General features: G+C 69.8%; 18 protein-coding genes and 1 riboswitch. Of the genes, 5 read left to right on the top strand and 13 right to left on the bottom strand.

The window, feature by feature from the left end; all coding sequences use genetic code 11:
- Window positions 1-457 precede the first annotated feature (457 nt).
- Entirely contained in the window at window positions 458-1,279 is an 822-nt protein-coding gene (locus tag M8I34_RS24395) for a PhzF family phenazine biosynthesis protein (protein ID WP_250052421.1), read from the top strand.
- A gap of 69 nt (window positions 1,280-1,348) precedes the next feature.
- Here the strand turns inward: M8I34_RS24395 and M8I34_RS24390 are convergent, their stop codons facing one another.
- Window positions 1,349-2,170, bottom strand: coding sequence for a CPBP family intramembrane glutamic endopeptidase (locus M8I34_RS24390; protein ID WP_374210982.1), 822 nt, complete (start codon window positions 2,168-2,170; stop codon window positions 1,349-1,351).
- Window positions 2,171-2,364: 194 nt separating this feature from the next.
- Between M8I34_RS24390 and M8I34_RS24385 the strand changes: the two genes are divergently transcribed.
- On the top strand, window positions 2,365-4,152 hold the full coding sequence (locus tag M8I34_RS24385; RefSeq protein ID WP_250052417.1) for a substrate-binding and VWA domain-containing protein: 1,788 nt from the start codon (window positions 2,365-2,367) through the stop codon (window positions 4,150-4,152).
- A gap of 55 nt (window positions 4,153-4,207) precedes the next feature.
- Here the strand turns inward: M8I34_RS24385 and M8I34_RS24380 are convergent, their stop codons facing one another.
- Window positions 4,208-5,761 (bottom strand): glutamate-cysteine ligase family protein, encoded by a 1,554-nt coding sequence (locus M8I34_RS24380; protein WP_250052415.1) that lies wholly within the window; start codon window positions 5,759-5,761, stop codon window positions 4,208-4,210.
- Window positions 5,762-6,328: 567 nt separating this feature from the next.
- On the opposite strand from M8I34_RS24380, the gene M8I34_RS24375 reads away from it, so the two are divergent.
- Window positions 6,329-6,919, top strand: coding sequence for a hypothetical protein (locus M8I34_RS24375; RefSeq protein ID WP_244416284.1), 591 nt, complete (start codon window positions 6,329-6,331; stop codon window positions 6,917-6,919).
- A 340-nt stretch (window positions 6,920-7,259) separates the two neighbouring features.
- Window positions 7,260-7,454 carry a DUF5999 family protein gene (locus M8I34_RS24370; protein ID WP_030084924.1) on the top strand — a complete coding sequence of 65 codons (195 nt, stop codon included), beginning with the start codon at window positions 7,260-7,262 and terminating at the stop codon, window positions 7,452-7,454.
- An 84-nt stretch (window positions 7,455-7,538) separates the two neighbouring features.
- On the opposite strand, the gene gcvP is transcribed toward M8I34_RS24370, so the two are convergent.
- Window positions 7,539-10,424, bottom strand: a complete 2,886-nt coding sequence (gene gcvP / locus M8I34_RS24365) for an aminomethyl-transferring glycine dehydrogenase (protein WP_250052413.1) — start codon at window positions 10,422-10,424, stop codon at window positions 7,539-7,541.
- Between the two features lie 188 nt (window positions 10,425-10,612).
- Window positions 10,613-10,710: riboswitch (glycine riboswitch) on the bottom strand.
- 114 nt (window positions 10,711-10,824) lie between these two features.
- Between gcvP and M8I34_RS24360 the strand changes: the two genes are divergently transcribed.
- Window positions 10,825-11,214, top strand: coding sequence for a PRC-barrel domain-containing protein (locus M8I34_RS24360; protein WP_244416282.1), 390 nt, complete (start codon window positions 10,825-10,827; stop codon window positions 11,212-11,214).
- On the opposite strand, the gene M8I34_RS24355 is transcribed toward M8I34_RS24360, so the two are convergent.
- The 10 genes from M8I34_RS24355 to M8I34_RS24310 all read right to left on the bottom strand — a co-directional run bounded on the left by M8I34_RS24355 (window position 11,118) and on the right by M8I34_RS24310 (window position 21,398).
- Window positions 11,118-12,584 (bottom strand): DNA polymerase IV, encoded by a 1,467-nt coding sequence (locus M8I34_RS24355; RefSeq protein ID WP_250052411.1) that lies wholly within the window; start codon window positions 12,582-12,584, stop codon window positions 11,118-11,120. The genes M8I34_RS24360 and M8I34_RS24355 overlap by 97 nt on opposite strands.
- Window positions 12,585-12,650: 66 nt before the next feature.
- On the bottom strand, window positions 12,651-13,256 hold the full coding sequence (locus tag M8I34_RS24350) for a MerR family transcriptional regulator (RefSeq protein WP_250052409.1): 606 nt from the start codon (window positions 13,254-13,256) through the stop codon (window positions 12,651-12,653).
- Window positions 13,257-13,443: 187 nt separating this feature from the next.
- The gene (locus tag M8I34_RS24345; protein WP_006606439.1) at window positions 13,444-13,917 is read right to left on the bottom strand and encodes a bifunctional nuclease family protein; all 474 of its coding nucleotides are present in this window, start codon (window positions 13,915-13,917) and stop codon (window positions 13,444-13,446) included.
- A 56-nt stretch (window positions 13,918-13,973) separates the two neighbouring features.
- Window positions 13,974-14,720, bottom strand: a complete 747-nt coding sequence (locus M8I34_RS24340) for a MerR family transcriptional regulator (RefSeq protein ID WP_250052407.1) — start codon at window positions 14,718-14,720, stop codon at window positions 13,974-13,976.
- 17 nt (window positions 14,721-14,737) lie between these two features.
- Window positions 14,738-15,586 carry an FHA domain-containing protein gene (locus M8I34_RS24335; protein WP_250052565.1) on the bottom strand — a complete coding sequence of 283 codons (849 nt, stop codon included), beginning with the start codon at window positions 15,584-15,586 and terminating at the stop codon, window positions 14,738-14,740.
- Between the two features lie 118 nt (window positions 15,587-15,704).
- Window positions 15,705-16,829 (bottom strand): DUF881 domain-containing protein, encoded by a 1,125-nt coding sequence (locus tag M8I34_RS24330; RefSeq protein WP_284050746.1) that lies wholly within the window; start codon window positions 16,827-16,829, stop codon window positions 15,705-15,707.
- A gap of 5 nt (window positions 16,830-16,834) precedes the next feature.
- Window positions 16,835-17,167 (bottom strand): small basic family protein, encoded by a 333-nt coding sequence (locus M8I34_RS24325; RefSeq protein WP_003984969.1) that lies wholly within the window; start codon window positions 17,165-17,167, stop codon window positions 16,835-16,837.
- Complete coding sequence (locus M8I34_RS24320; RefSeq protein WP_250052403.1) at window positions 17,164-18,096, bottom strand: DUF881 domain-containing protein; 933 nt, start codon at window positions 18,094-18,096, stop codon at window positions 17,164-17,166. Before M8I34_RS24320 ends, M8I34_RS24325 begins: the two co-directional genes overlap by 4 nt.
- 75 nt (window positions 18,097-18,171) lie before the next feature.
- Complete coding sequence (locus tag M8I34_RS24315) at window positions 18,172-20,667, bottom strand: mannose-1-phosphate guanyltransferase (RefSeq protein WP_244416277.1); 2,496 nt, start codon at window positions 20,665-20,667, stop codon at window positions 18,172-18,174.
- A gap of 122 nt (window positions 20,668-20,789) precedes the next feature.
- Window positions 20,790-21,398, bottom strand: a complete 609-nt coding sequence (locus tag M8I34_RS24310; RefSeq protein WP_244416276.1) for a CDP-alcohol phosphatidyltransferase family protein — start codon at window positions 21,396-21,398, stop codon at window positions 20,790-20,792.
- Window positions 21,399-21,545 lie beyond the last annotated feature (147 nt).

Here is a 21,545-nt window from a genome sequence, read left to right as displayed (position 1 = left end):
TGTGTCCGTCGGGGCCGCCTTCGCGGACTCCGTGGGTGTCGCCTGGCTCGGTCCGACCAGCCTCGCACAGTGCTTCCGGTTCTCCTCCGCTTCGGCCCGTGCAGCTTGCGGGCCCGGGCCACGCGGCGCACCGGGCCGGGGTGTCGGACCAGCCGGCGGCCGTCGCGCACCGGCCCGCGGTCACGCTAGCCGCCGCTCGGGGCCCGCGCTTCTCCATTCCTGATCGGTCCGGTCACCTTGTTTCCCGACGCACGACGGCATCTCCGCCGTGCAGCCGTGCAGCCGTGCAGCCGTGGGAACCGTGCGGCCGTCACCGGCACAGGTCACCGGGAACGCCGCATCCGCACGCCCCGCACCACCGGTGGCCACCACCAGGCCCACCAGGCCCCCACTCCGTATCCAATTCCCTCGGATTGGCCTTGGTCCGCGGCCTTGTGGCACCTCTACGCTCACGGCCATGAGGATTCGTATCGTCGACGCCTTCAGTGAGCGTCCGTTCACCGGCAACCCCGCGGGAGTCGTACTCCTCGGCTCCGGCGCCTTTCCCGATACGGCCTGGTTGCAGCAGGTCGCCACCGAGGTCAATCTCTCCGAGACCGCCTTCGCGCACCCGCTGCCCGAGGGCGGCGACGCCGACTGGGCGCTGCGCTGGCTCACTCCGGCCGCCGAGGTGAACATGTGCGGGCATGCCACTTTGGCCACGGCACACGTGCTGCACACCACCGGGACGGCCACCGGTACGGTCCGCTTCCGCACCCGTAGCGGGGTGCTGACCACGACGGCCGGTGCCGACGGGGCGATCACCATGGACTTCCCGACCGCTCCGCTCACCCCCGTCGAGGTACCGCCGGTCGTCGCGGGCGCGCTGGGCACCGAGATCCGCTCCGCGTACGACACCGGTCCCGATGTGGGGGATCTCCTGGTCGAGCTGGCCGACGAGAAGTCCGTACGGGCGCTCGCCCCGGACCTCAAGGCGCTGGCCGGGCACGGCGGCCGCGGCGTGATCACCACCGCGCGCGCCGACCGTCCCGACGGCGGCTATGACTTCGTCTCGCGCTGCTTCTTCCCCGGGGTGGGCATCGACGAGGACCCGGTAACGGGCAGCGCGCACACCGCGCTCGCCCCGTTCTGGTCCGCGCGCCTGGGCCGTGACGCGCTGGTCGGCCTCCAGGGCGCCGCCCGCACCGGCTTCGTACGGACCGAGCTGCGCGGCGACCGTACGCTGCTGACCGGTTCGGCGGTCACGGTCATCGACGGCGAGCTGCTGGTCACCGGCTGAGCCGCCCCCGGCGGAAGCAGCCGCATGGAGGCGCGGCAGGCACCGGCGGTGCCCCGCGCCTCACCCGCCTCACGCCGTCGGCAGCCACCCCACGTGCCCCGCGAGCAACGCATAGCCGACGAACGCCACGGTGTCGATCAGGGCATGGGCGGCGACCAGCGGCCCGACCCGTCCCCACCGCCGGTAGAGCAGGACGAAGATCGCGCCCATCACCATGTTGCCGACGAAGCCGCCGAGGCCCTGGTAGAGGTGGTAGGAACCGCGCAGCAGGGAGCTGGCCGCGAGTGCGGCAAGCGGAGTCCAGCCCAACTGCCCCAGCCTGCGCAGCAGATACCCGACGACGATGACCTCCTCCACGACGGCGTTCTGCACCGCGGAGGCGATCAGGACCGGGATCTTCCACCACACCGCGGGCAGCGCCTCGGGGACCACCGTCAGATTGAATCCGCCCGCCCGCGCGCCCAGATAGAGCAGCACACCGCTGCTGCCGATGACGGCCGCCAGCGCGGCGCCGCGGCTCAGGTCGAAACCGGGCCGCTGCCGGTCGAAGCCGACCGCCCGCAGTCCGCCGGCCCGTTCCCGCAGGAGCAGATGCGCCACCAGCACCACGGGGACGAGGGCGCTGGCGATCCCGAACAGCTGCCAGGCGAGATCCAGCCAGGGGCGGCCGGGCGCATGGGAGCCGTTGAGCGTCGCCGCCTGGTCCTTGAGGCCGCCGGGCTTGGTCACCGATCCGATGAAGCTGATCAGCGCCGACACCCCGCTGGCCCCCAGCGAGAGGGCCAGGACGATCAGCGTCTCGCTGCGCAGGATGCTCCGCGACGGCTCCTCGGCCACCCCGGCTCCCGATCCCTTCCCGGGCCCCTTACCCGGAACGTCCGCACCAGCCACGGGACTTGTATCCGACTGCACGCTTCCTCCACTTCCGCATTACCGCCTCTTCGCCACCACCGCCCCGCTAGGGTCTCGACAGCAGGTACGAAGATCGCGCGCGACAGGCCGGGGACGGGCGCCATCCACGTGGCGCGTATCCCCTCTCCCCATCGATTCCCGATCGAGCTCCGAGAAGGAGAGGCGCTACCGCAATGGGACGACACAGCTTGCCCGACGACTCCCCGACGGAGCACACGGGGGCCCGACCGGGACTTCGCCGACGCACCATCATCATCTCCACCGGTCTCGTTCTCGCCGTGGCCGCGGGCTCGGTGGTGGCACTGCGCAGCGGTCTGCTCCCGTTCGGGGGCCCGTGCGAGGGCCAGTCGGCGCGGCTCGACGTGGCGGCCTCGCCCGATATCGCCCCGGCGCTCGAAGCGGTGGCCAAGACCGCCCGCGAGGACGCGACGCGCACCGACGGCAGATGTCTGGACGTCAGGATCACCCCGCGCGCCGCCAATGACCTCGCCGACGCCTTCGGACAGCGGCCGGTCAACCCCGACTTCCAGGTCTGGATACCGGATTCGAGCCTGTGGGTGGACCGGGTCGAAGCGGAGCGCGGCACTCCGCTGACCGCCGTCGGCACCATCGCCTCGTCCCCGATCGCGCTGGGCGCCGTCCCCTCGGCCGCCACGTCGATGGGCTGGCCGAAGAAGACCTACACCTGGACGAAGCTGACCCGGACCGTGACCTCCGGCGACGAACTGCGCCTGGGCCTCGCCGACCCGGCCCGCAGCGCCACCGGGATGCTCGCCCTGGCCCGTATCGGCGCCGCCAACGCCAAGGACACCAAGGACAGCGACGAGGCCGACACCCGCACCGCCGCGACGGCAAAGCTCCTCTACCAGCGGGTCACGGACGGCGACGGTCGGGTGCTGGCCACCCTGCCGCGCGACAACTCCGCCGCGGAACGGGCCGATCCGCGCCGCAACCAGGCGCTGCTGCTCTCGGAGCAGGCCGCCTACACCCACAACACGAAGGCGGACGGCGGCCCCGACCTGGACCTGTTCTACCCCCAGGACGGCACGGCCCGGCTCGACTTCCCGTACACACTGGTCGACGACACGGAGCTGAGCCCCGAGCAGACCCGCGCCGCCAACCGCTTCATGACGCTGCTGGGCGAGAGCGACGGACAGCGCACGCTGCGCCGGCACGGCTTCCGGGCCGGCAACGGCACGGCGGACCCGAAGGTGACCGCCGCGGCCGGCGGGCGCGATCCGCAGCCGTACGCCGCCGATCCCGCCGATCCGCCGACCGTCGAGGAACTCCAGGCGCTGATGGGCATGTGGACGGTCACCGTGCAGAACACCCGGCTCACCACGGTCGTGGACGCCTCACCGTCGATGGGCACCCCGGTCCCGGGCAGCGGCGGCCGGACCCGTATGGACCTCACCAAGAACTCGCTGCTCCAGGCACTGGCCACGTTCACGCCCGAGGACGAGATCGGACTGTGGAAGTTCGCCACCTTCCTGGACGGCGACAAGGACTATGTGGAGCTGTCCCCCACCAGCCGCCTCGGCGACCGGGACACCGCCGGCGGCACCCACCGCGACACGCTCACCGCCGCATTCAGCTCGCTGGCCCCGGTGTCCCGTGGCGCCACCGGCCTGTACGACACCACACTCGCCGCGTACCGGGAGGCCTGCTCGACGTATGCGAGCGGGAAGTTCAACGCCCTGGTCATCGTCACCGACGGCGCCAACGACGACGCCGGCAGCCTCGGCCTCGATGCCCTGGCCGAGAAGCTGAAGAAGCTCTCCGACCCCCAGCGGCCGGTGCCGCTGATCGCCCTCGCCATCGGCCCGGCGGCCGACACCGCGGCCCTGGACCGCATCGCGGCGCCGACCGGCGGATCGGCGCACCAGGTCAGCGACCCGTCGCAGATCCACCAGGTGATCCTCAAGGCCATCATGGCGGCGGGCAGCAAGAAGCCGCGCTGAGCCCCCGGATGCCGGCGCTCCGGGCCGCGGCCCGGGCCGACCCGGAAGACCCGCCCTACGCCCCCTCGGCCGCCGCCTCCCAAGCCTCCGGTACGGCGGCCCGCCCGGTGACCGGCCAGGCGACCGGCCAGGTGTGCACCGGCTCCCCGGTGTGCATCAGCTCGCTGTAGCGCCGGGTCATCGCGGCGAGCGCGGCATCCCGGTCCAGGCCCTGGCGCCGGGCGTGGTGGTAGGCCGCGGCCTGCCAGGACGCGCCGTTGACCCGGCGCCGGCAGCGCTCCTCGATGATGCCGAGGTAATGGTCACGATCGGCCGGTTCCACCCCCCAGGCATCCAGCCCGCGGGCCGCCAGCGGCAGCAGTTCCTGGCGTACCAGCCGTAGGGCCGGGATCCGGGCGAGACCGCCGGCCCGTCCGGGACGGGGCCAGTCCAAGGTGGCGTCGATGCCGTACCGGCAGGCGGTGTCGAAGTTGCGGGCCGCGGCGGCGAACGGCAGGCGCGACCAGATGGGGCGCGGCTCCTCGGCCAGTGCCCGCACGAGTCCGTAGTAGAAAGCGGTGTTGGCGATGACGTCGGCGACGGTAGGACCGGCCGGCAGCACCCGGTTCTCGACCCTGAGGTGCGCGACACCGTCGGCGACCGCGTAGACGGGCCGGTTCCACCGGTAGATCGTGCCGTTGTGCAGCACCAGTTCGGCCAGGTCGGGCGCCCCGCCCTCGTCGAGGACCCGCAGCGGCTCCTGCGGCCCGCACACCGGCAGCAGCGGGGGGAAGTAGCGCAGATTCTCCTCGAACAGGTCGTATGCGGAGTCGACCCAGCGCTCGCCGAACCAGGTACGGGGGCGTACTCCCTGGGCCTGAAGTTCGGGCACGCGGGTGTCCGTGGCCTGCTGGAAGACCGGCGGCCTGGACTCGCGCCACAGCTCACGCCCGAAGAGGAACGGCGAGTTGGCGCCGACCGCCACCTGCACCGCGGCGATGGCCTGGGCCGCGTTCCAGACGGCGGCGAAACGGCCCGGCGTCACCTGGAGGTGCAGCTGGACCGAGGTGCAGGCGGCTTCCGGTGCGATCGAGGGCGAGCGGGAGACCAGATGCTCCACGCCCCGGATGTCGAGTGCGAAGTCCTCGCCGCGGGCCGCCCGCATCTGGTCGTTGAGCAGCACATAGCGATCGTTCTCGGAGAGGCTGGCAGCGGTGAGGTCGGTGGCGTGCAGGGTGGGCAGAATGCCGATCATCACGATCCGGGCGGCGACCTCCCGTGCCTTCCTCTCGGCGTAGGCGAGCCCCGTACGGAGTTCCTCGGCGAGCTGGTCCAGGACGCGGCCGCTCAATCGGTGCGGAAGGATGTTGACCTCCAGATTGCACCGGGCGAGTTCGGTCTGGAAATCACAGCTGGCGATGCGCTCGAGAACTTGAGAGTTCATCATGCGGGGCAGCCCGTCGGCACCGGCCAGATTGAGTTCGATCTCCAGGCCCATGAGATTCCTGGGCCGGTCGAACCTCTCCTCCTTCAGGAGCCTCTGCAATCCCTCGAGACACTCGTGAAGCTTTCTTCGATAACGCTCCCGGTCCGCCAGGTCGATCCCGTCCGCGGCGACCTTCTCCCCCATCGAAGGGTCCCTCCTCGAGTGAACGGCCCGCGGCCACGGGCCGCTTGGGGCCTTCCCCGACTCCACCGGGGCTCACGCTACGGTCGATGATGCCCCGGCAATCTGATCGATAACGCCGCGCGGGCATGCCGGTACCGATAGGCTCGAAGTGGCCCAGCCACCGGCACATCCCGAAGGCATATCTCACTGGCGACAGCCGACCGCATTTCCTTGATGAGAAACACTGACGAGATCCGGCCTACCGCGCTGCCGAGGTAATGCGAGGTGGCGCCGTAAAACCGTTGCGCAAAGCGGCGGAAAACACCTCGCACAAGGGTCTGGATTTCACCTTGCCCGAAATCCACAAGGCCGGTAGCCGAAACACTTTCAGAACATACGTCGTATAAACTCCGCTTACGAGGCAGAGACTTGGCGCCCAGCGTCCCGGTGTTCTCGCCGGCACGGGGGCACAGCGACTGACCTCGCCGGGCCGCAGCCCCGGCCGGCCACGCTCTGACCCGCACGCAGACAGCGTCGTTTGCACCCTGCCACGCTCCACCGTGTCTCCGAAGTGAGAGGCGACCCACCATGCCGCTGCACCTTCCCCCTGCCCCCGCGCCTGCCCTGCGCAGCGTTCTCGCCGCCCTCGGCTCGCCCACCGCGGTCCGCGAGGCCCCGGTCTCCGCACTGCGCGCCCATCAGGGTCCGCTCAGCCCCGACCACCCGCTGCCCGTCCACGTCTGGGACGACGTCAGCCGGGCCGGCGGCATGCCGCACACCCGTCTGGCCGGGTGGCGCTTCCTGGTCCGCGGCGGGGAACGTGCCGTGGCCACCGCCGAGGCGATGCTCACCGCGGACGGCTGGACGTTCTCACGCTTCTGCGGCGGCCCGTACGTCGCCGCGACCGAGCAGGCGCTGGCGCAGGCCGAGTCGCTCGGCACGCCCTACCAGCCACGCCTGCTGTCCGTCCCCGAGCTTTACATGCTCACCCTGTGGCTGCATCACGACATCGCCTCCGACGGCGCCGAAGGGCTGCCCACACCCGCCGACCTGCTGATACCGCTCGCGCCCGCCCCGCCGGGGATCGCCTCGCACCGTCCGCAGCGCATCGCCGACCTGCTCCCCCGGCTGACGCTGCGCCTCACTCCCACCACCCCGCTCCTCGCCGAACCCGCCTGAACCGGCGCGCCGGGCCGTTCCGCGCACGGAAACCGGCGCCCGCCACCCCGCACGAGCATGCCCCGCGGCCCCTTCCGGCCGCGGGGCGCTCTGTCGCGCTCACCCGGGCGGCCTAGCCCGCGGGTACCACTCCCAACCCTCTTGGGGAGGAGTGCAATTGGGAGCAACCGCCCGCATGGGTGACGCGTCCCTATCGAGTGAGTACCGCTGCTGCGAAATCCCTGCGGAATCCCGTCCGTGGGGCAACACTGGGATCGACCGAGGAAACGGGGGAGCGGCCATGAACACCTCATCGAGCCGCACGACGACGTTCACCACTCCGCAGCGAAAGACAACTTCCATGTGCCAGCACCAACCGCCATGCCCGTCAGCCGACTCCAGCGACCGGGAGGCCGCACACCTTGTGGCCCACCACCCGGAACAGGGCTGGAGCCTGCTCTGCAACGGCGTCCTGCTCTTCGAGGACACCGGTGAGCTGCTGCCCAACGGGCAGGTCATCGCCCCGCACCGAGCACGGGCCACCGCCGCCGCCTGACCCGCGAGCGCGCGGCACGAACGACAGGGCCCCCGGCAGATCTGCCGAGGGCCCTTGATGTTGCCGTGAGTCAGTTGCGGTGACTCAGTTGTCGTACTCGTCCAGCGGCGGGCAGGAGCACACGAGGTTACGGTCGCCGAAGGCACCGTCGATGCGGCGCACCGGCGGCCAGTACTTCTCCGAGGCCTCGACGCCGGCCGGGAAGACCGCCTCCTCGCGGGTGTACGGGTGCGACCAGTCGCCACCGAGCGCGGCCGCGGTGTGCGGGGCGTTGCGCAGCGGGTTGTCGTCCTTGGCCCACTCCCCCGAGCCGACCTTCTCGATCTCCGCGCGGATGGCGATCATCGCGTCGCAGAACCGGTCCAGCTCGCCCAGGTCCTCGCTCTCGGTCGGCTCGATCATCAGCGTGCCGGCCACCGGGAAGGACATCGTCGGCGCGTGGAAGCCGTAGTCGATGAGCCGCTTGGCCACATCGTCGATGCTCACCCCCGTCGCCTTGGTCAGCGGCCGGACGTCGATGATGCACTCGTGCGCGACCAGACCGCCGGGGCCGGTGTAGAGCACCGGGTAGTGCGGCTCCAGGCGCTTGGCGATGTAGTTGGCGCTCAGCACCGCGACCTGGGTGGCGCGTTTGAGGCCCTCGCCGCCCATCAGGCGGACGTACGCCCAGGAGATCGGCAGGATGCCGGCCGAGCCCCAGGGCGCCGCGGAGATCGGTCCCACGCCCGTCTCGGGGCCCGCAGCGGGCTGGAGCGGGTGGTTGGGCAGGTACGGCGCCAGGTGGGCGCGCACGCCCACCGGGCCGACGCCCGGGCCACCGCCGCCGTGCGGGATGCAGAACGTCTTGTGCAGGTTGAGGTGCGAGACATCGCCGCCGAACTTGCCGGGCTCGGCGAGGCCGACCAGCGCGTTGAGGTTGGCACCGTCGACGTAGACCTGGCCGCCGGCGTCGTGCACCGTCGCGCAGATCTGGGTGATGTGCTCCTCGAACACGCCGTGCGTGGAGGGGTAGGTGACCATCAGGACCGCGAGCTCGTCACGGTGCTTCTCGATCTTGGCGTGCAGATCGTCTGCGTCGACCTCGCCGTCCTCACCGGTCTTCACGACGACGACCTTCATCCCGGCCATCACCGCGCTGGCGGCGTTGGTGCCGTGCGCGGAGGACGGGATCAGACAGACGGTGCGCTGCTCGTCGCCGTTGGCGCGGTGGTAGGCGCGCACCGCCAGCAGACCGGCCAGCTCGCCCTGCGATCCGGCGTTCGGCTGGATGGAGACCTTGTCGTAGCCGGTGACCGTGGCCAGCCGCTCCTCCAGCTCCTGGATGAGCGTGAGGTAGCCCTGGGCCTGGGCGGCCGGCGCGAACGGGTGCAGCTGGCCGAAGGCGGGCCAGGTGACCGGCTCCATCTCGGTGGTCGCGTTCAGCTTCATCGTGCAGGAGCCGAGCGGGATCATGCCGCGGTCCAGCGCGTAGTCCTTGTCGGCGAGGGTGCGCAGGTAGCGCAGCATCGCGGTCTCGGAGCGGTACTGGTGGAAGACCGGGTGGGCGAGGTAGTCGTCGCTGCGCAGCAGGGCCTGCGGCAGCGTCTCCGCGGCGGCCGCGTCCAGCTGCTCGACGTCGCCGTGCACACCGAAGGCACCCCAGACTCCGGCCAGCTGCGCGCGCCCGGTGGTCTCGTCGCAGGCGATGCCGACCAGGTCGGCGTCGACCTGCCGGAGGTTGACACCGGCCTCGCGGGCGGCCGCGACGACCTCGGCGGCCCGGCCGGGCACCCGCGCGGTCAGCGTGTCGAAGTACGCGCCGTGGACGATCTCCACCCCGCCGGCCCGCAGGCCCTCGGCGAGGACCGCGGCGTAGCGGTGGGTGCGCCGGGCGATCGTCCGCAGGCCCTCGGGCCCGTGGTAGACCGCGTACATGCCGGCCATGACGGCGAGCAGCACCTGCGCCGTGCAGATGTTGCTGGTGGCCTTCTCCCGGCGGATGTGCTGCTCACGGGTCTGGAGCGCGAGGCGGTAGGCCTTGCTGCCGTCGGCGTCGACGGAGACGCCCACCAGACGTCCGGGCAGGCTGCGGGCGAACTGGTCGCGTACGGCCATGAAGCCGGCGTGCGGTCCGCCGAAGCCCATCGGGACGCCGAAGCGCTGGGTGGTGCCGACGGCGATGTCCGCGCCGAGCTCACCGGGCGAGGTCAGCAGCGTCAGGGCCAGCAGATCGGCGGCGACGGTGACGATCGCGCCCAGCTCGTGGGCCTGCTCGATGACGGCGCGGGGGTCGCTCACCGCACCGGAGGCGCCCGGGTACTGGAGCAGCACGCCGAACACCCCGCGCTCGGCGATCTCGGCCGGAATGCCGTCGGACAGGTCCGCGACCACGACCTCGACGCCGGTGGGCTCCGCGCGGGTCTGGATCACGGCGGTGGTCTGCGGCAGGCAGTCGGCGTCGATCAGGAAGACGCCCTGCTTGACCTTGCCGACCCGGCGGGAGAGGGCCATCGCCTCGGCGGCCGCGGTGCCCTCGTCCAGCAGGGAGGCGCCGGAGGTGGGCAGTCCGGTCAGCTCGGCGACCATCGTCTGGAAGTTCAGCAGCGCCTCGAGGCGGCCCTGCGAGATCTCCGGCTGGTAGGGGGTGTACGCCGTGTACCAGGCCGGGTTCTCCATGACGTTGCGCAGGATCACGGGCGGCGTGAACGTGCCGTAGTAGCCGAGTCCGATCATGGACGCCAGCACCTGGTTACGGTCCGCGAGGCCGTGCAGCTCCTGGAGCACCTCGGCCTCGGTACGGGCCTGCGGCAGGCCGAGCGCCTCCGCGCTCTTGATCACATCGGGGACGGCGGTGGCGGTGAGCTCGTCCAGCGAACCGAACCCGACGTGCGCGAGCATCTTCGCCTGCGCCTCGTGGTCGGGACCGATGTGACGGCGCTCGAACGGGGTGCCCCGTTCCAGCTCGGTCAAGGAGATGCGATTGGTGGTCATCTGCGGGGGCCTCCTGGTCGGTACGACCTGCGAGGGGCACCGCGACGCGGGTGCCCGGACGGCCTCCCCCTCTGTCATCTCAACCTGAGAGTTTCACCGGCCCGCACGAGGCGGCCCGGCTTTCACCGTCGGTGAGGAGGGGCCCCGGCACTGTGCCTTCCGTCGCCCGCCCTGCTTTCCAGAGTGACCTCACCCATGCGGTACATGTGCCTGAGAGATTCCGGGGAGGATTTGCTCCTTCGGCGCCCAGGTCGCGAACGACACAGGACTCTCCCGCACGGGGTCTGCGGCCATTGGCCAGCCTACCAGCGCCGCTCTCGAAGGCTCCTTCGAGTGGCCAGGGCATGAAATGTGCCGTTTGGTAGTTGTCAGAGGGCAGTTGCGACCAATTGGAGGGGCCGTGCAAACCGATATCGATCCCCGGAGCCTGATCGGCCGCAAAGCGTTCGACCGTAACGGCACCAAAATAGGCACGATCGACGAGGTATATCTCGACGACGCGACGGGGGAACCGGAGTGGGCGGCCGTGCGTACCGGACTCTTCAGCCGGGACGCGTTCGTCCCCCTCGAACCCAGCAAGATGGTCGGCGAGGGCCTGCACATTCCTTACGACCGCAAGTTGATCAAGGATGCGCCCGACTTCGGCGTCGGCCGTCACCTCTCCCCTGAGCAGGAACTTCAGCTCTATCACCACTACCGACTGGATATCTCCTCCCCGACCTCCGACCCGGTGTCCTCCCCCGGCTCCGGTGACAAGAACTTCGGCAAGATCGCCGGCTCGGACGACTGACCGTCCGCCGGCCCCCCGCGCACCAGCGGCAAGGGCTCCCCCGGCCGCAGCGCCGGATCCTCGACAGCAAAGGTCCGCACCCTTCCCGGTGCGGACCACGGCGTTTCGAAGCGTACGGTCACCCTCCCCACCCCACTGCCCTGCACCCAGCCGGCGCCGAATTCCTCGTGCACCACGTCCAGCCCCGGATGCCAGCGCCGCGGCCGCTCCTCCTCGGCCTCGTGCGGCTCCGCCCCGCCGGCCGGCTCCGCCGCCGCGGCCGCCGCGGCCTTCGCGGTCTCCTCCGCCTCCCGCTCCGTAGCCACCTGGGCGAACAGATCCTCCTGTGTGAAGTCGGCCAGTCCGCTGACCCCCACACCCAGCAGCCGCACCCCGCCGGTGGTGTCCACCATCTCCAGCAGCCGCGCCGCGGCCTCCCGTATCACCGCCGGGTCGTCGGTGGGCCCCCGGAGCGTCTCGGAGCGGGTCAGCGTCGAGAAGTCGTAGTTGCGCACCTTGATGACCACCGTCCGTCCCGACCGCCCGGCCGCCCGCAGCCGCTGGACGCAGCGGTCGGCCAGCCGCAGCACCTCGCTGCGCACCCGGGTCCGGTCGGTCAGATCGACCTCGAAGGTGTCCTCGACCGAGATGGACTTCGCGTCCCGCTCGGCCACCACCGGCCGGTCGTCCCGGCCCAGCGCCATCGCATACAGCCCCGCGCCGTGCGCCTTGCCCAGCAGCCGCACCAGCTCGGCCTCACCGGCCTCCGCGGTCTCCGCGACGGTGTGGATCCCGGCCCGGCGCAGCGTCTCGGCCGTCGCGGGCCCCACCCCGGGCAGCGTCCGCACCGTCATCGGCCCCAGCAGCTCCCGTTCGGTACCGGGCTCGATCACCACCAGGCCGTCCGGCTTGGCCGCCTCGGACGCGATCTTCGCCAGCAACTTCGCGCCCGCCAGGCCAACCGAGCCGGTCAGGCCCGTGGCGGAGCGGATGTCGCGGCGCAGCTGCTCCCCCACGCCCCGCACGGCGGCCGTCTCGGGCGGCACCCCGCCCGCTTCCAGATCGACGAACGCCTCGTCCAGGCTCAGCGGCTCCACGAGCGGCGACAGCGCGTGCAGCAGCTCCATCACCGCCTCACTCACCTGGCGGTAAAGCGTGAAGCGAGGGGTGAGATAGGCGGCGTTGGGGCACAGCCGGCGCGCCTGCGCCGTGGGCATCGCGGAGCGGATACCGAACACCCGGGCCTCGTACGACGCCGTGGAGACCACTCCGCGCGGCCCGATCCCGCCGACCACCACGGGTTTGCCGCGCAGGCTCGGCTTGGCCGCCTGCTCGGCGGCCGCGAAGAACGCATCCATGTCGAGATGCAGGATCGTCGGGGCAGGTCTCACATGTCCGATGCTGCCCCATGCCACTGACAATCGGCCCGATGCCGGGCCGGTACCGCCGTCAGGGACTCAGCCCGCGCGGTTGCGCCGCCGCGCCAGCTCGTCGTGCGGGTTCTTCCCGACCAGGGTCTCGCCGGTGTCCACACGCTCTCCGTGGAGCTGTGACAGCACGCCCTCCACGTCCCGCCACACCACGCCCACGGCGATCCCGAAGACGCCCTGACCGCCCTGGAGCAGATCCACGACCTGGTCGGGCGAGGTGCACTCGTAGACCGTCGCACCGTCGCTCATCAGCGTCATCCGCGTCAGATCCGCCAGCCCGCGCGAGCGCAGATGCTGGACGGCGGTGCGGATGTTCTGAAGCGACACCCCGGTGTCCAGCAGCCGCTTGACGATCTTCAGGACCACGACGTCCCGGAAGCTGTAGAGCCGCTGGGTGCCGGAGCCGTACGCCGGCCGGATGCTCGGCTCCACCAGGCCCGTACGCGCCCAGTAGTCGAGCTGCCGATAGGTGATGCCCGCTGCCGCACAGGCGGTCGGGCCGCGATAGCCGATGTTCTGCGCCTCGCAGTCCTCCGACACCGCCGCGGCCGGTGCCGGGGCAGGATTCGCTGCTGCGCCCGAGTGGAGCGGCAACGCCCCTTCCGCCGCCATACCGTCGCCGGTGATTGCCACGCCGCCCTCCGTCCTCCACGTCCCGGACGGGACCTGCCATATCGACGGTATGCAGTCACTCGGGGTGCGTCAACGATCGCCGCGCTCGCCACGCCGAGTGATAATCACCCTACGAGTGGTTTCTCGTGACCTCGGACGGGGAACGGCTAGTTGTTTGGCCGAAAACAGGTGGTTCGCCTGGCCGGTATTACTGGCTGTTGGTGCCGAAGTCCTCGGGCGAGATCTGGTCGAGGAACTCGCGGAACTTCTCCACCTCGTCCTCCTGCTCGTCCGGGATGGCGATCCCCGCGTCGTCCAGCACACCGTCGGTACCGAAGATCGGCGTTCCGGTGCGCAGAGCCAGCGCTATCGCGTCGGACGGACGCGCGCTGACCTCGACCCCGCTCGCGAAGACAAGTTCGGCATAGAAAACCCCCTCGCGCAGATCCGTGATGCGGACCTGCGTCAGCTCCTGGCCCACCGCTTCGAGCACATCCTTGAAAAGGTCGTGCGTCAGCGGCCTGGCAGGGACCATGCCCTGCTGGGCAAAGGCGATGGCGGTGGCCTCCCCTGGCCCGATCCAAATGGGCAAGTATCGGTCGCCTCCCACCTCCCGCAGGAGCACGATCGGTTGGCTGGAAGGCATTTCCACCCGGACACCCACGACGTCGAGCTCGTTCACACAGCAACCCTAGGACGTGCCCGGCCGGTTTGGGTAGTCGGGCACTCGTTTGCTCACTACAGCCGGACCCGCAAAGCGCTCTGCACCAGTGCCGCATGCAGCCGTACGGACAGCGTCGCCAGCTCCCTGGCGGTCGCTTCGGCATGGGCCCTGGTCTGCGGGTTACGGTGCCGCCGAAGGGGTGCAACGACCTGCTCGACCAGGCCCGCCTCGCGCTCGGCGGCCGCCTTCACGGCACGCAGATGCCGCGGTTCGAGACCAAAACGGCCCAGGTCCGCAACAAGCTTGGCGACCGTGACGGCCTCGATGTCGTATCCCCCCTCGGCATGAGGGACGATGAGTCCGTAGGACTCCCAGTCGGCGAGCGCCGCCTCGTCCACCTCCGCGGCGGCCAGCAGCTCTGCCCGGCCGATCCGGGCAGCCGTAGGGCGCTCCTCACCAGGATCGTGTACGCCCTCGACCAGATCCCTGGAGGGAGTGGTCGGGGCCGGCAGCGGCACCTGCTCTCCGCGCTCCAAGGCGTCCAGATGCTCCCGGATGACCTTCAGCGGCAGATAGTGGTCCCGCTGCATCCGCAGGACGCCGGCCAGCCGCTCGACGTCCGCAGGCGTGAACTTGCGGTATCCGGAAGGCGTGCGCTTCGGCTCGACCAGTCCCTCGGCCTCCAGGAAGCGAATCTTGGAGATCGTGACCTCGGGAAACTCCTCGCGCAGGAGGTTGAGCACCGTGCCGATGCTCACCGGCCTGCCGTCCGAGGAGGCGGCGCCGGCAGAGCCGGCACCGCCTTTCGGTGTATCGCGCATATGCCTTCCCCGACCGGTCAGATACCGGCGCCTCGCTGGCTCGCGTAGAAGACCAGGCGGAACTTGCCGATCTGGACCTCGTCACCGTTGGCGAGGGCGACGGAGTCGATCCGCTCACGATTGACGTAGGTGCCGTTCAGGCTGCCGACGTCGGCGACCGTGAAGAGCCCGTCCGCACCGCGACGGAATTCCACATGCCGGCGCGAGACCGTCACGTCGTCGAGGAAGATGTCGCCCTGCGGGTGCCGGCCCGCCGTCGTCAGCTCGCTGTCCAGAAGGAAGCGGCTGCCCGAATTCGGGCCCCGGCGGACGACCAGCAGCGCCGACCCGAACGGAAGGGCGTCGACGGCCGCCTGCGCCTCGGGGGACAGCGACGGTGACAGGTTCTGGCCCGTCGCCTCCGAGTCGTAGGCCTCCAGCCCCGAAATGGAGATGGTCGAGGTCGTCTCGGACGCGCGCTCGGGCTGGGCGCCCGGACGCAGCGGCGCACCACAGTTGGAACAGAACCGGCTCGCCTCGGCGTTCCGGTTCCCACACCTCGTACAAACCGGCAAGGCCGACCCTCCACCCGTGCGTGCGGCTGATGGTTCCTGGGAACCTATGCGGCCGGGACCGGAGGGGTCAACAGAACCCGCGCCGTACCCCCCGGACGGACCGCCGACCTCGTCACGGAAGAGCGGACGGTCCTCGGACGTACCGCTCTCGTCGGGCCGGCCCGACGCGCGGTGCCGCGCGGAGCCGCTGCCGCCCTCCTGGCGCGCGCTCTTGCCGAACAGCTTTCCAAACAACTTCACGGGCGATTCCCCTTGAACGAAATAGACCCGCCCGTGGGGCAGGACGAACCCTCGATACACACACCGGCCGATCCGGACATCCTGTGAACGTCCGTGGCCTTCAGACAGTTTCCACCACACACCACACGCACGGTGCGTCGACCCCCCGTTACCTCATGCCCTCCCCGGGCACTCGACATACGTGTACGCCTCACTGCGATGACGACCGAGCGTAGTCAGGCCGCTTCGCCTCTCGCAAGGCGTCCACAATGATCTTCTCCTCACGGGTCACAGACACCTTGGCCTGCTCCTTTTCCAGCGTCTGGACCACTCCGCCGGGGATGTTCAGCGCCGGTTCGAGGTCCTCCGGCTTCCCGATGACCTTGAAGCGGAACGGCTGCGTGACGCGCTTGCCGTCGATCCCGACACCGCCCCGAAGATCCGAGAGGGAGGTGTTCGCGACGACCCGGACATCATTGACCTGGATGGCCTCGGCGCCGGCGGCCCGCAGCTCCTGGATGGTGTCCAGCAGCTTGTCCGCCTCGACGGAGTGGGTCGGGTCATCGATGGTCAGGTTGATGCCGGGCCCCTGCGCCGCGACGGTCCCGGCCAGCACACCCAGCTGCTGTTCCTTCTCCACGGTCTGTTTACGGGCCTCCTCGGCCTGGTCCGAGCTGTTCGCCAGCTCGGTCTTCTGCCCTTCCAGGCGCCGCTGTTCGTCGGTCAACCGCTGGGAGCGATTGTCCAGCTCGTCCAGAATGCGCACCAGGTCTTCCTGGCGCGCACCCCGCAGCGCACTGCTGTCACTTGTGGAACGTACCTGAATCGCCAGACCGAGTCCGAGAATGAACAGGAGCAACGCGACGATCAGTTGAGCCCGGGTCAGCCGCGGCGGCCACAGGCTCGCCACCAGCCGGTCCCGACCGTTCTTCGGGCGCTCCGCACTCCCGTCATCGGCGATCACATCCGGAGTCGAGGAGTCTGCCCCTTTGTCCGTCTTCTGTCCAGCACTGTCCGGTTCCTGCGCTTCGGTCTCCTCTTCGGAGTCCGCCCGCTCCGGGATGCTCCGGCTCTCGGGCGGCATCGGCAGCCGGCCGGCCGGGCCCCTGTCCCGACCCGCGTCCGGCCGGCCCGGCTCCGACCGCTCCGGATCCGACTGGTCCGGCTCCGACTCGAGCGGCTTCGGCTCGAGCGGCTTCGGCTCGAGCGGCTTCTTCTCCGGCTCGGGCCGCTCGGCCCGCTCCGGCTTCGCCACCGGTCCGGGCTGCTCCGCCCGCTCCGGGTGGTCCGACTGCTCGGGCTTCTTCACCGGCTCCGGGGTCTCCTCGGTCGACATCCGCCTCACGCCCGGAAGACGTGCCGACGGATCGCGGCGGCGTTGGAGAAGATCCGGATACCCAGCACCACGACGACGCCGGTGGAGAGTTGGGCGCCGACGCCCAACTTGTCGCCGAGGAAGACGATCAGCGCGGCGACGACGACATTCGACAGGAAGGAGACCACGAAGACCTTGTCGTCGAAGATGCCGTCCAGCATCGCGCGCAGACCGCCGAACACGGCATCCAGCGCCGCGACGACAGCGATCGGCAAGTAGGGCTCGACCACCGTCGGCACCACGGGTCGGACGACAAGTCCGACCACGACTCCCACGATGAGGCCCAATACGGCGATCACGATGTGCCCTTCCCTGTGTCGGCGCCGTCCGCCTTGGCGGCACCGGCCTGCGGCTTTGCGGTACGTACGATCAAACTGGGCGCGGGCGGCAGCGTGACCTCGTTCTCCGCGGAAATCCTGGTACGCACGCCGTAGTTCTCCTGCAACACATGCAGGTACTGGCCATCGGCGCTGTCCTGGAACGCGGTGCTCAGCCGCTGCCCGTCCCCCACCGCCAGCACCGTATAAGGCGGCACCAGTGGCTTGTTGTCGACCAGTATGGCGTCTCCTGCGGCTCTGATCGCCGAGAGTGACGTAAGCCGCTGTCCATTGACGGAGATGGCCTCCGCACCGGACGCCCACAGGCCGTTGACCACGCGTTGCATGTCCCTGTCGCGTACTCGCCCCGTGTCCGAAAAGCCACTGCTCTCGCGCGGACCGCCGCCATTGGACTCCGCGCCCTTGGCGTCGTCCACGACGAGTTTCACGCCGGGCCCGGTGGCCTGCGAGGAACCGGAGAGCAGGGCCAGCAGTTCGGCCTTGTCGCCCCCGTGCTTCTTCAGCGCCTCGCGCTGCATCCTGCTGACGTCGTCCCGGAGCGCATCGACCCGCTGCTGCTGCCGGTCCGCCTCGCCGGTGCCCGTCTGGATGCGGTTGATCAGCTCCGTACGCTCCTTGGCCAGCGTCGGTGCGGATATCCGCGCCTGCGCCGCCCCCACCGTCACCACGACCGCGGCGAGCACCAGACCGGCCGCGAGGCCCAACTTCGCCCGCAAAGTACGCGGCAGACCGCGCACACCGGCTTCGGACTTCCGCGCGGCGGCCTCGGCGTATCCGTCGTCGAGGCTGTGATCCATCACATTGTTCAGCAGCGACATGGACGCATCGGGGCGCGCGGCCGGCGTGTTCGTGTTGCTCCGATCGGGGCGCTGCTGCGACATGCCGCACATCGTCGCACGTCGGCCGCACAGTCTCCCAATGGCCCCACCGGCGTGCCCGGGCACGGCCCGCCGGCGGGGTCCGGGTCAGCGTCCCGCGCTGTCCACCACTGCGGACCACTCGTCCAGCAGCTGCTGCGCGGAGGCGTCATCGGGGCCTTCCGCCCACAGGTGGGTCACGGCCTCGGCGGGGTCGGGCAGCACCAGAACCCAGCGGCCGTCGGGCTCCACGACCCGTACGCCGTCGGTCGTGTCCACGTCCCGGTCACCGGCCGCCTCGACGACATGCCGCATGACGAGCCCCTTGACCGCCCAGGGAGTGGCCAGGTCACGGCGCTGCACATGCGCCCGCGGGATCCGGGCATCGATCTGGCTGAGCGTGAGCTGGGTGCGGGCCACCAGGCCGATCAACCGGACGAACGCCGCCGCGCCGTCGAAGACGCTGCTGAACTCGGGGACGATGAAGCCGCCCATGCCGTCCCCGCCGAAGACGGTGCCGTCCTCGCGGCCCACTCGGGTCAGATCGTCGGGTGACGTCGTCGTCCACTCCACCTGCGTGCCGTGATACGCCGCCACCTGCTCGGCGATCCGGGTCGTGGTCACCGGCAGCGCCACCCGCCCGGTGCGCCGTTCGGCCGCGACCAGATCCAGCATGACCAGCAGCGCGCGGTCGTCCTCGATGATCCGGCCGCGCTCGTCCACCAGGGACAGCCGCTCGCCGACGGGGTCGAAGCGCACACCGAACGCCGCCCGGGCCGAGGCCACGATCTCCCCGAGCCGGACGAGCCCGGAACGCCGGGCGTCGGCCGTCTCGGTCGGCCGGGACTCGTCGAGCCCGGGGTTGATGGTCAGGGAGTCGACGCCGAGCCGGCCCAAGAGGCTGGGCAGGACGAGGCCCGCGCTGCCGTTCGAGGCATCCACGACGACCTTCAGTCCCGACTCGCTGATACCCGTGATGTCCACGGCCCGCAGCAGGGTGCCGGTATAGGAGTCGAAGACGCTGGCCGGGAAGATCAGATCACCGATCTCGCCGGGGAAGGCGCGACGGTACTCCTGGCGGGCGAAGACCCGGTCGAGCTTGCGCTGCCCGGCCTGCGAGAGGTCGGCGCCCCGCTCGTCGAAGAACATGATGTCGACGGAGTCCGGCACTCCCGGCGTCGTACGGACCATGATGCCGCCGGCGCTGCCCCGGGCGGTCTGCTGACGGGCGACGGGCAGCGGGACGTTCTCCAGGTCGCGTACGTCGATGGCGCTGGCCTGAAGGGCGGAAATCACCGCGCGCTTCAGCGCCCGGGCGCCACGGGAGTGGTCTCGCGCGGTGGTGACCGTGGAGCCCTTCTTGAGCGTGGTGGCATACGCGCCCGCGAGCCGCACGGCGAGTTCCGGCGTGATCTCGACATTGAGAATCCCGGACACACCGCGGGCGCCGAACAGATGAGCCTGGCCGCGGGACTCCCAGATCACCGAGGTGTTGACGAATGCGCCGGCCTCGATGGTCTTGAACGGATAGACCCGCACATTGCCCTGGACGATCGACTCCTCGCCGATGAGGCATTCGTCGCCGATGACGGCGCCGTCCTCGATCCGGGCGGCCCGCATGATGTCGGTGTTCTTGCCGATCACACAGCCGCGCAGATTGCTCTGCGGCCCGATGTAGACGTTGTCGTGCACCACGGCCCGGTGCAGGAACGCACCGCTCTTGACGACGACATTGGAGCCGACGACGGTGTGCTCACGAAGCTCGGCTTCCGCTTCGATCTTGGCGTAGTCACCGATGTACAACGGACCGCGGAGCACCGCGTCGGGGTGGACGTCGGCGCCCTCGGCGACCCATACGCCCGGCGAGATCTCGAAGCCGTCGATTTCGACATCGACCTTGCCTTCGAGCACATCGGCCTGGGCCTTCACATAGCTTTCGTGGGTGCCGACATCCTCCCAGTAGCCCTCGGCGATATAGCCGTAGATCGGCTTGCCTTCCTTCATGAGCTGCGGAAAGACATCGCCGGACCAGTCGACCGGCACATCGGGCTCGAAGTAGTCGAAGACCTCCGGCTCCATGACGTAGATACCGGTGTTGACCGTGTCGGAGAAGACCTGGCCCCAGGTGGGCTTTTCAAGGAAGCGTTCGACCTTGCCGGCCTCGTCGACGATGGTGATGCCGAACTCGAGCGGGTTGGGCACCCGCGTGAGGCAGACGGTGACGAGGGCGCCCTTTTCCTTGTGGAACCGGATCAGATCGGTGAGATCGAAGTCTGTGAGGGCGTCACCGGAGATGACGAGGAAGGCGTCGTCCTTGAGGGCTTCCTCGGCATTCTTCACGCTGCCCGCGGTGCCGAGTGGCTTTTCCTCATTGGCATAGGTGAGCTCCATTCCGAGCTCTTCGCCGTCGCCGAAGTAGTTCTTTACGAGCGAGGCAAGGAATTGCACGGTCACGACGGTCTCATTGAGACCATGCCGTTTCAGCAGCCTGAGTACATGCTCCATGATCGGCCTGTTGGCAACAGGAAGCAGGGGCTTGGGCATGCTGGACGTCATGGGGCGAAGTCGTGTTCCTTCGCCGCCGGCCATCACAACGGCCTTCATGTCGGAAGCGTCCTCCTCTAAGAGACGACGGTCTTGCCGACTTCACCTGTCCAAATCGCCCGCTGTTCCAGTTTTCTGGGTGCGGGCGCCGGGCCCTGGCACAACCTGCCGGTTCGGAGAGCTCAGTCGGCCGTGGTGTCCGCCCTGATGAGTCGACGGACCTGGACCACGTAGAGGATCCCTGCCCACCAGTAGAGCGCCGTACCCCATCCTGCGAACGCCCATCCGAAAACAGTGGCGAGTTCGTGAAGCCAGCCCTTCCTGTCGCTCAGGAGGAGCAGCGGGAAGGCGTACATCAAGTTGAACGTAGCCGCTTTGCCCAGGAAGTTCACCTGGGGAGGCCCGTAACCGTGGCGTCCGAGGAATCCGACCGCGATGAGCAGCATCAGTTCCCGGGCCAGCAGGGCCGCGGTGAGCCAGAGCGGCAGGATCTCGCGCCATGTCAGACCGACGAGGGTGGACAGGATGTAGAGGCGGTCGGCAGCCGGGTCGAGGATTCGCCCCAGACTGCTGATCTGGTTCCAGCGACGGGCGAGTTTGCCGTCCAGGTAGTCACTGACACCGCTCAGCGCGAGGATCAGGAGCGCCCACAGATCAGCGTTCGGGCCACCGAATTCCGGCCACAGGATCAGCCACAGGAACACCGGCACGCCGACGAGGCGCGCCATGCTCAGGACATTCGGGATGGTGAGGACGCGATCCGTCTGGACCCGCGTCTCCTGGACCTCCACGCGGGGGCCTCCTGTGGGGGAAATGTGCCAACGATGCCCCCTGACCTTACCTGCCCCGCCGGCCGTGCCATGCTCCGGGTCCCAAGGTCACGAAAACGCAGAAAAGCCCCGCAAGAACCGGGGTTCTTGCGGGGCTTTTCTCAAAAT

Origin of the sequence: Streptomyces sp. MCA2, from assembly GCF_023544705.1 — a bacterium.
GTDB classification, from domain to species: domain Bacteria; phylum Actinomycetota; class Actinomycetes; order Streptomycetales; family Streptomycetaceae; genus Streptomyces; species Streptomyces decoyicus.
The sequence above is the reverse complement of the archived record's forward strand: the minus strand, read 5'-3'. Positions and strand labels throughout refer to the sequence as shown.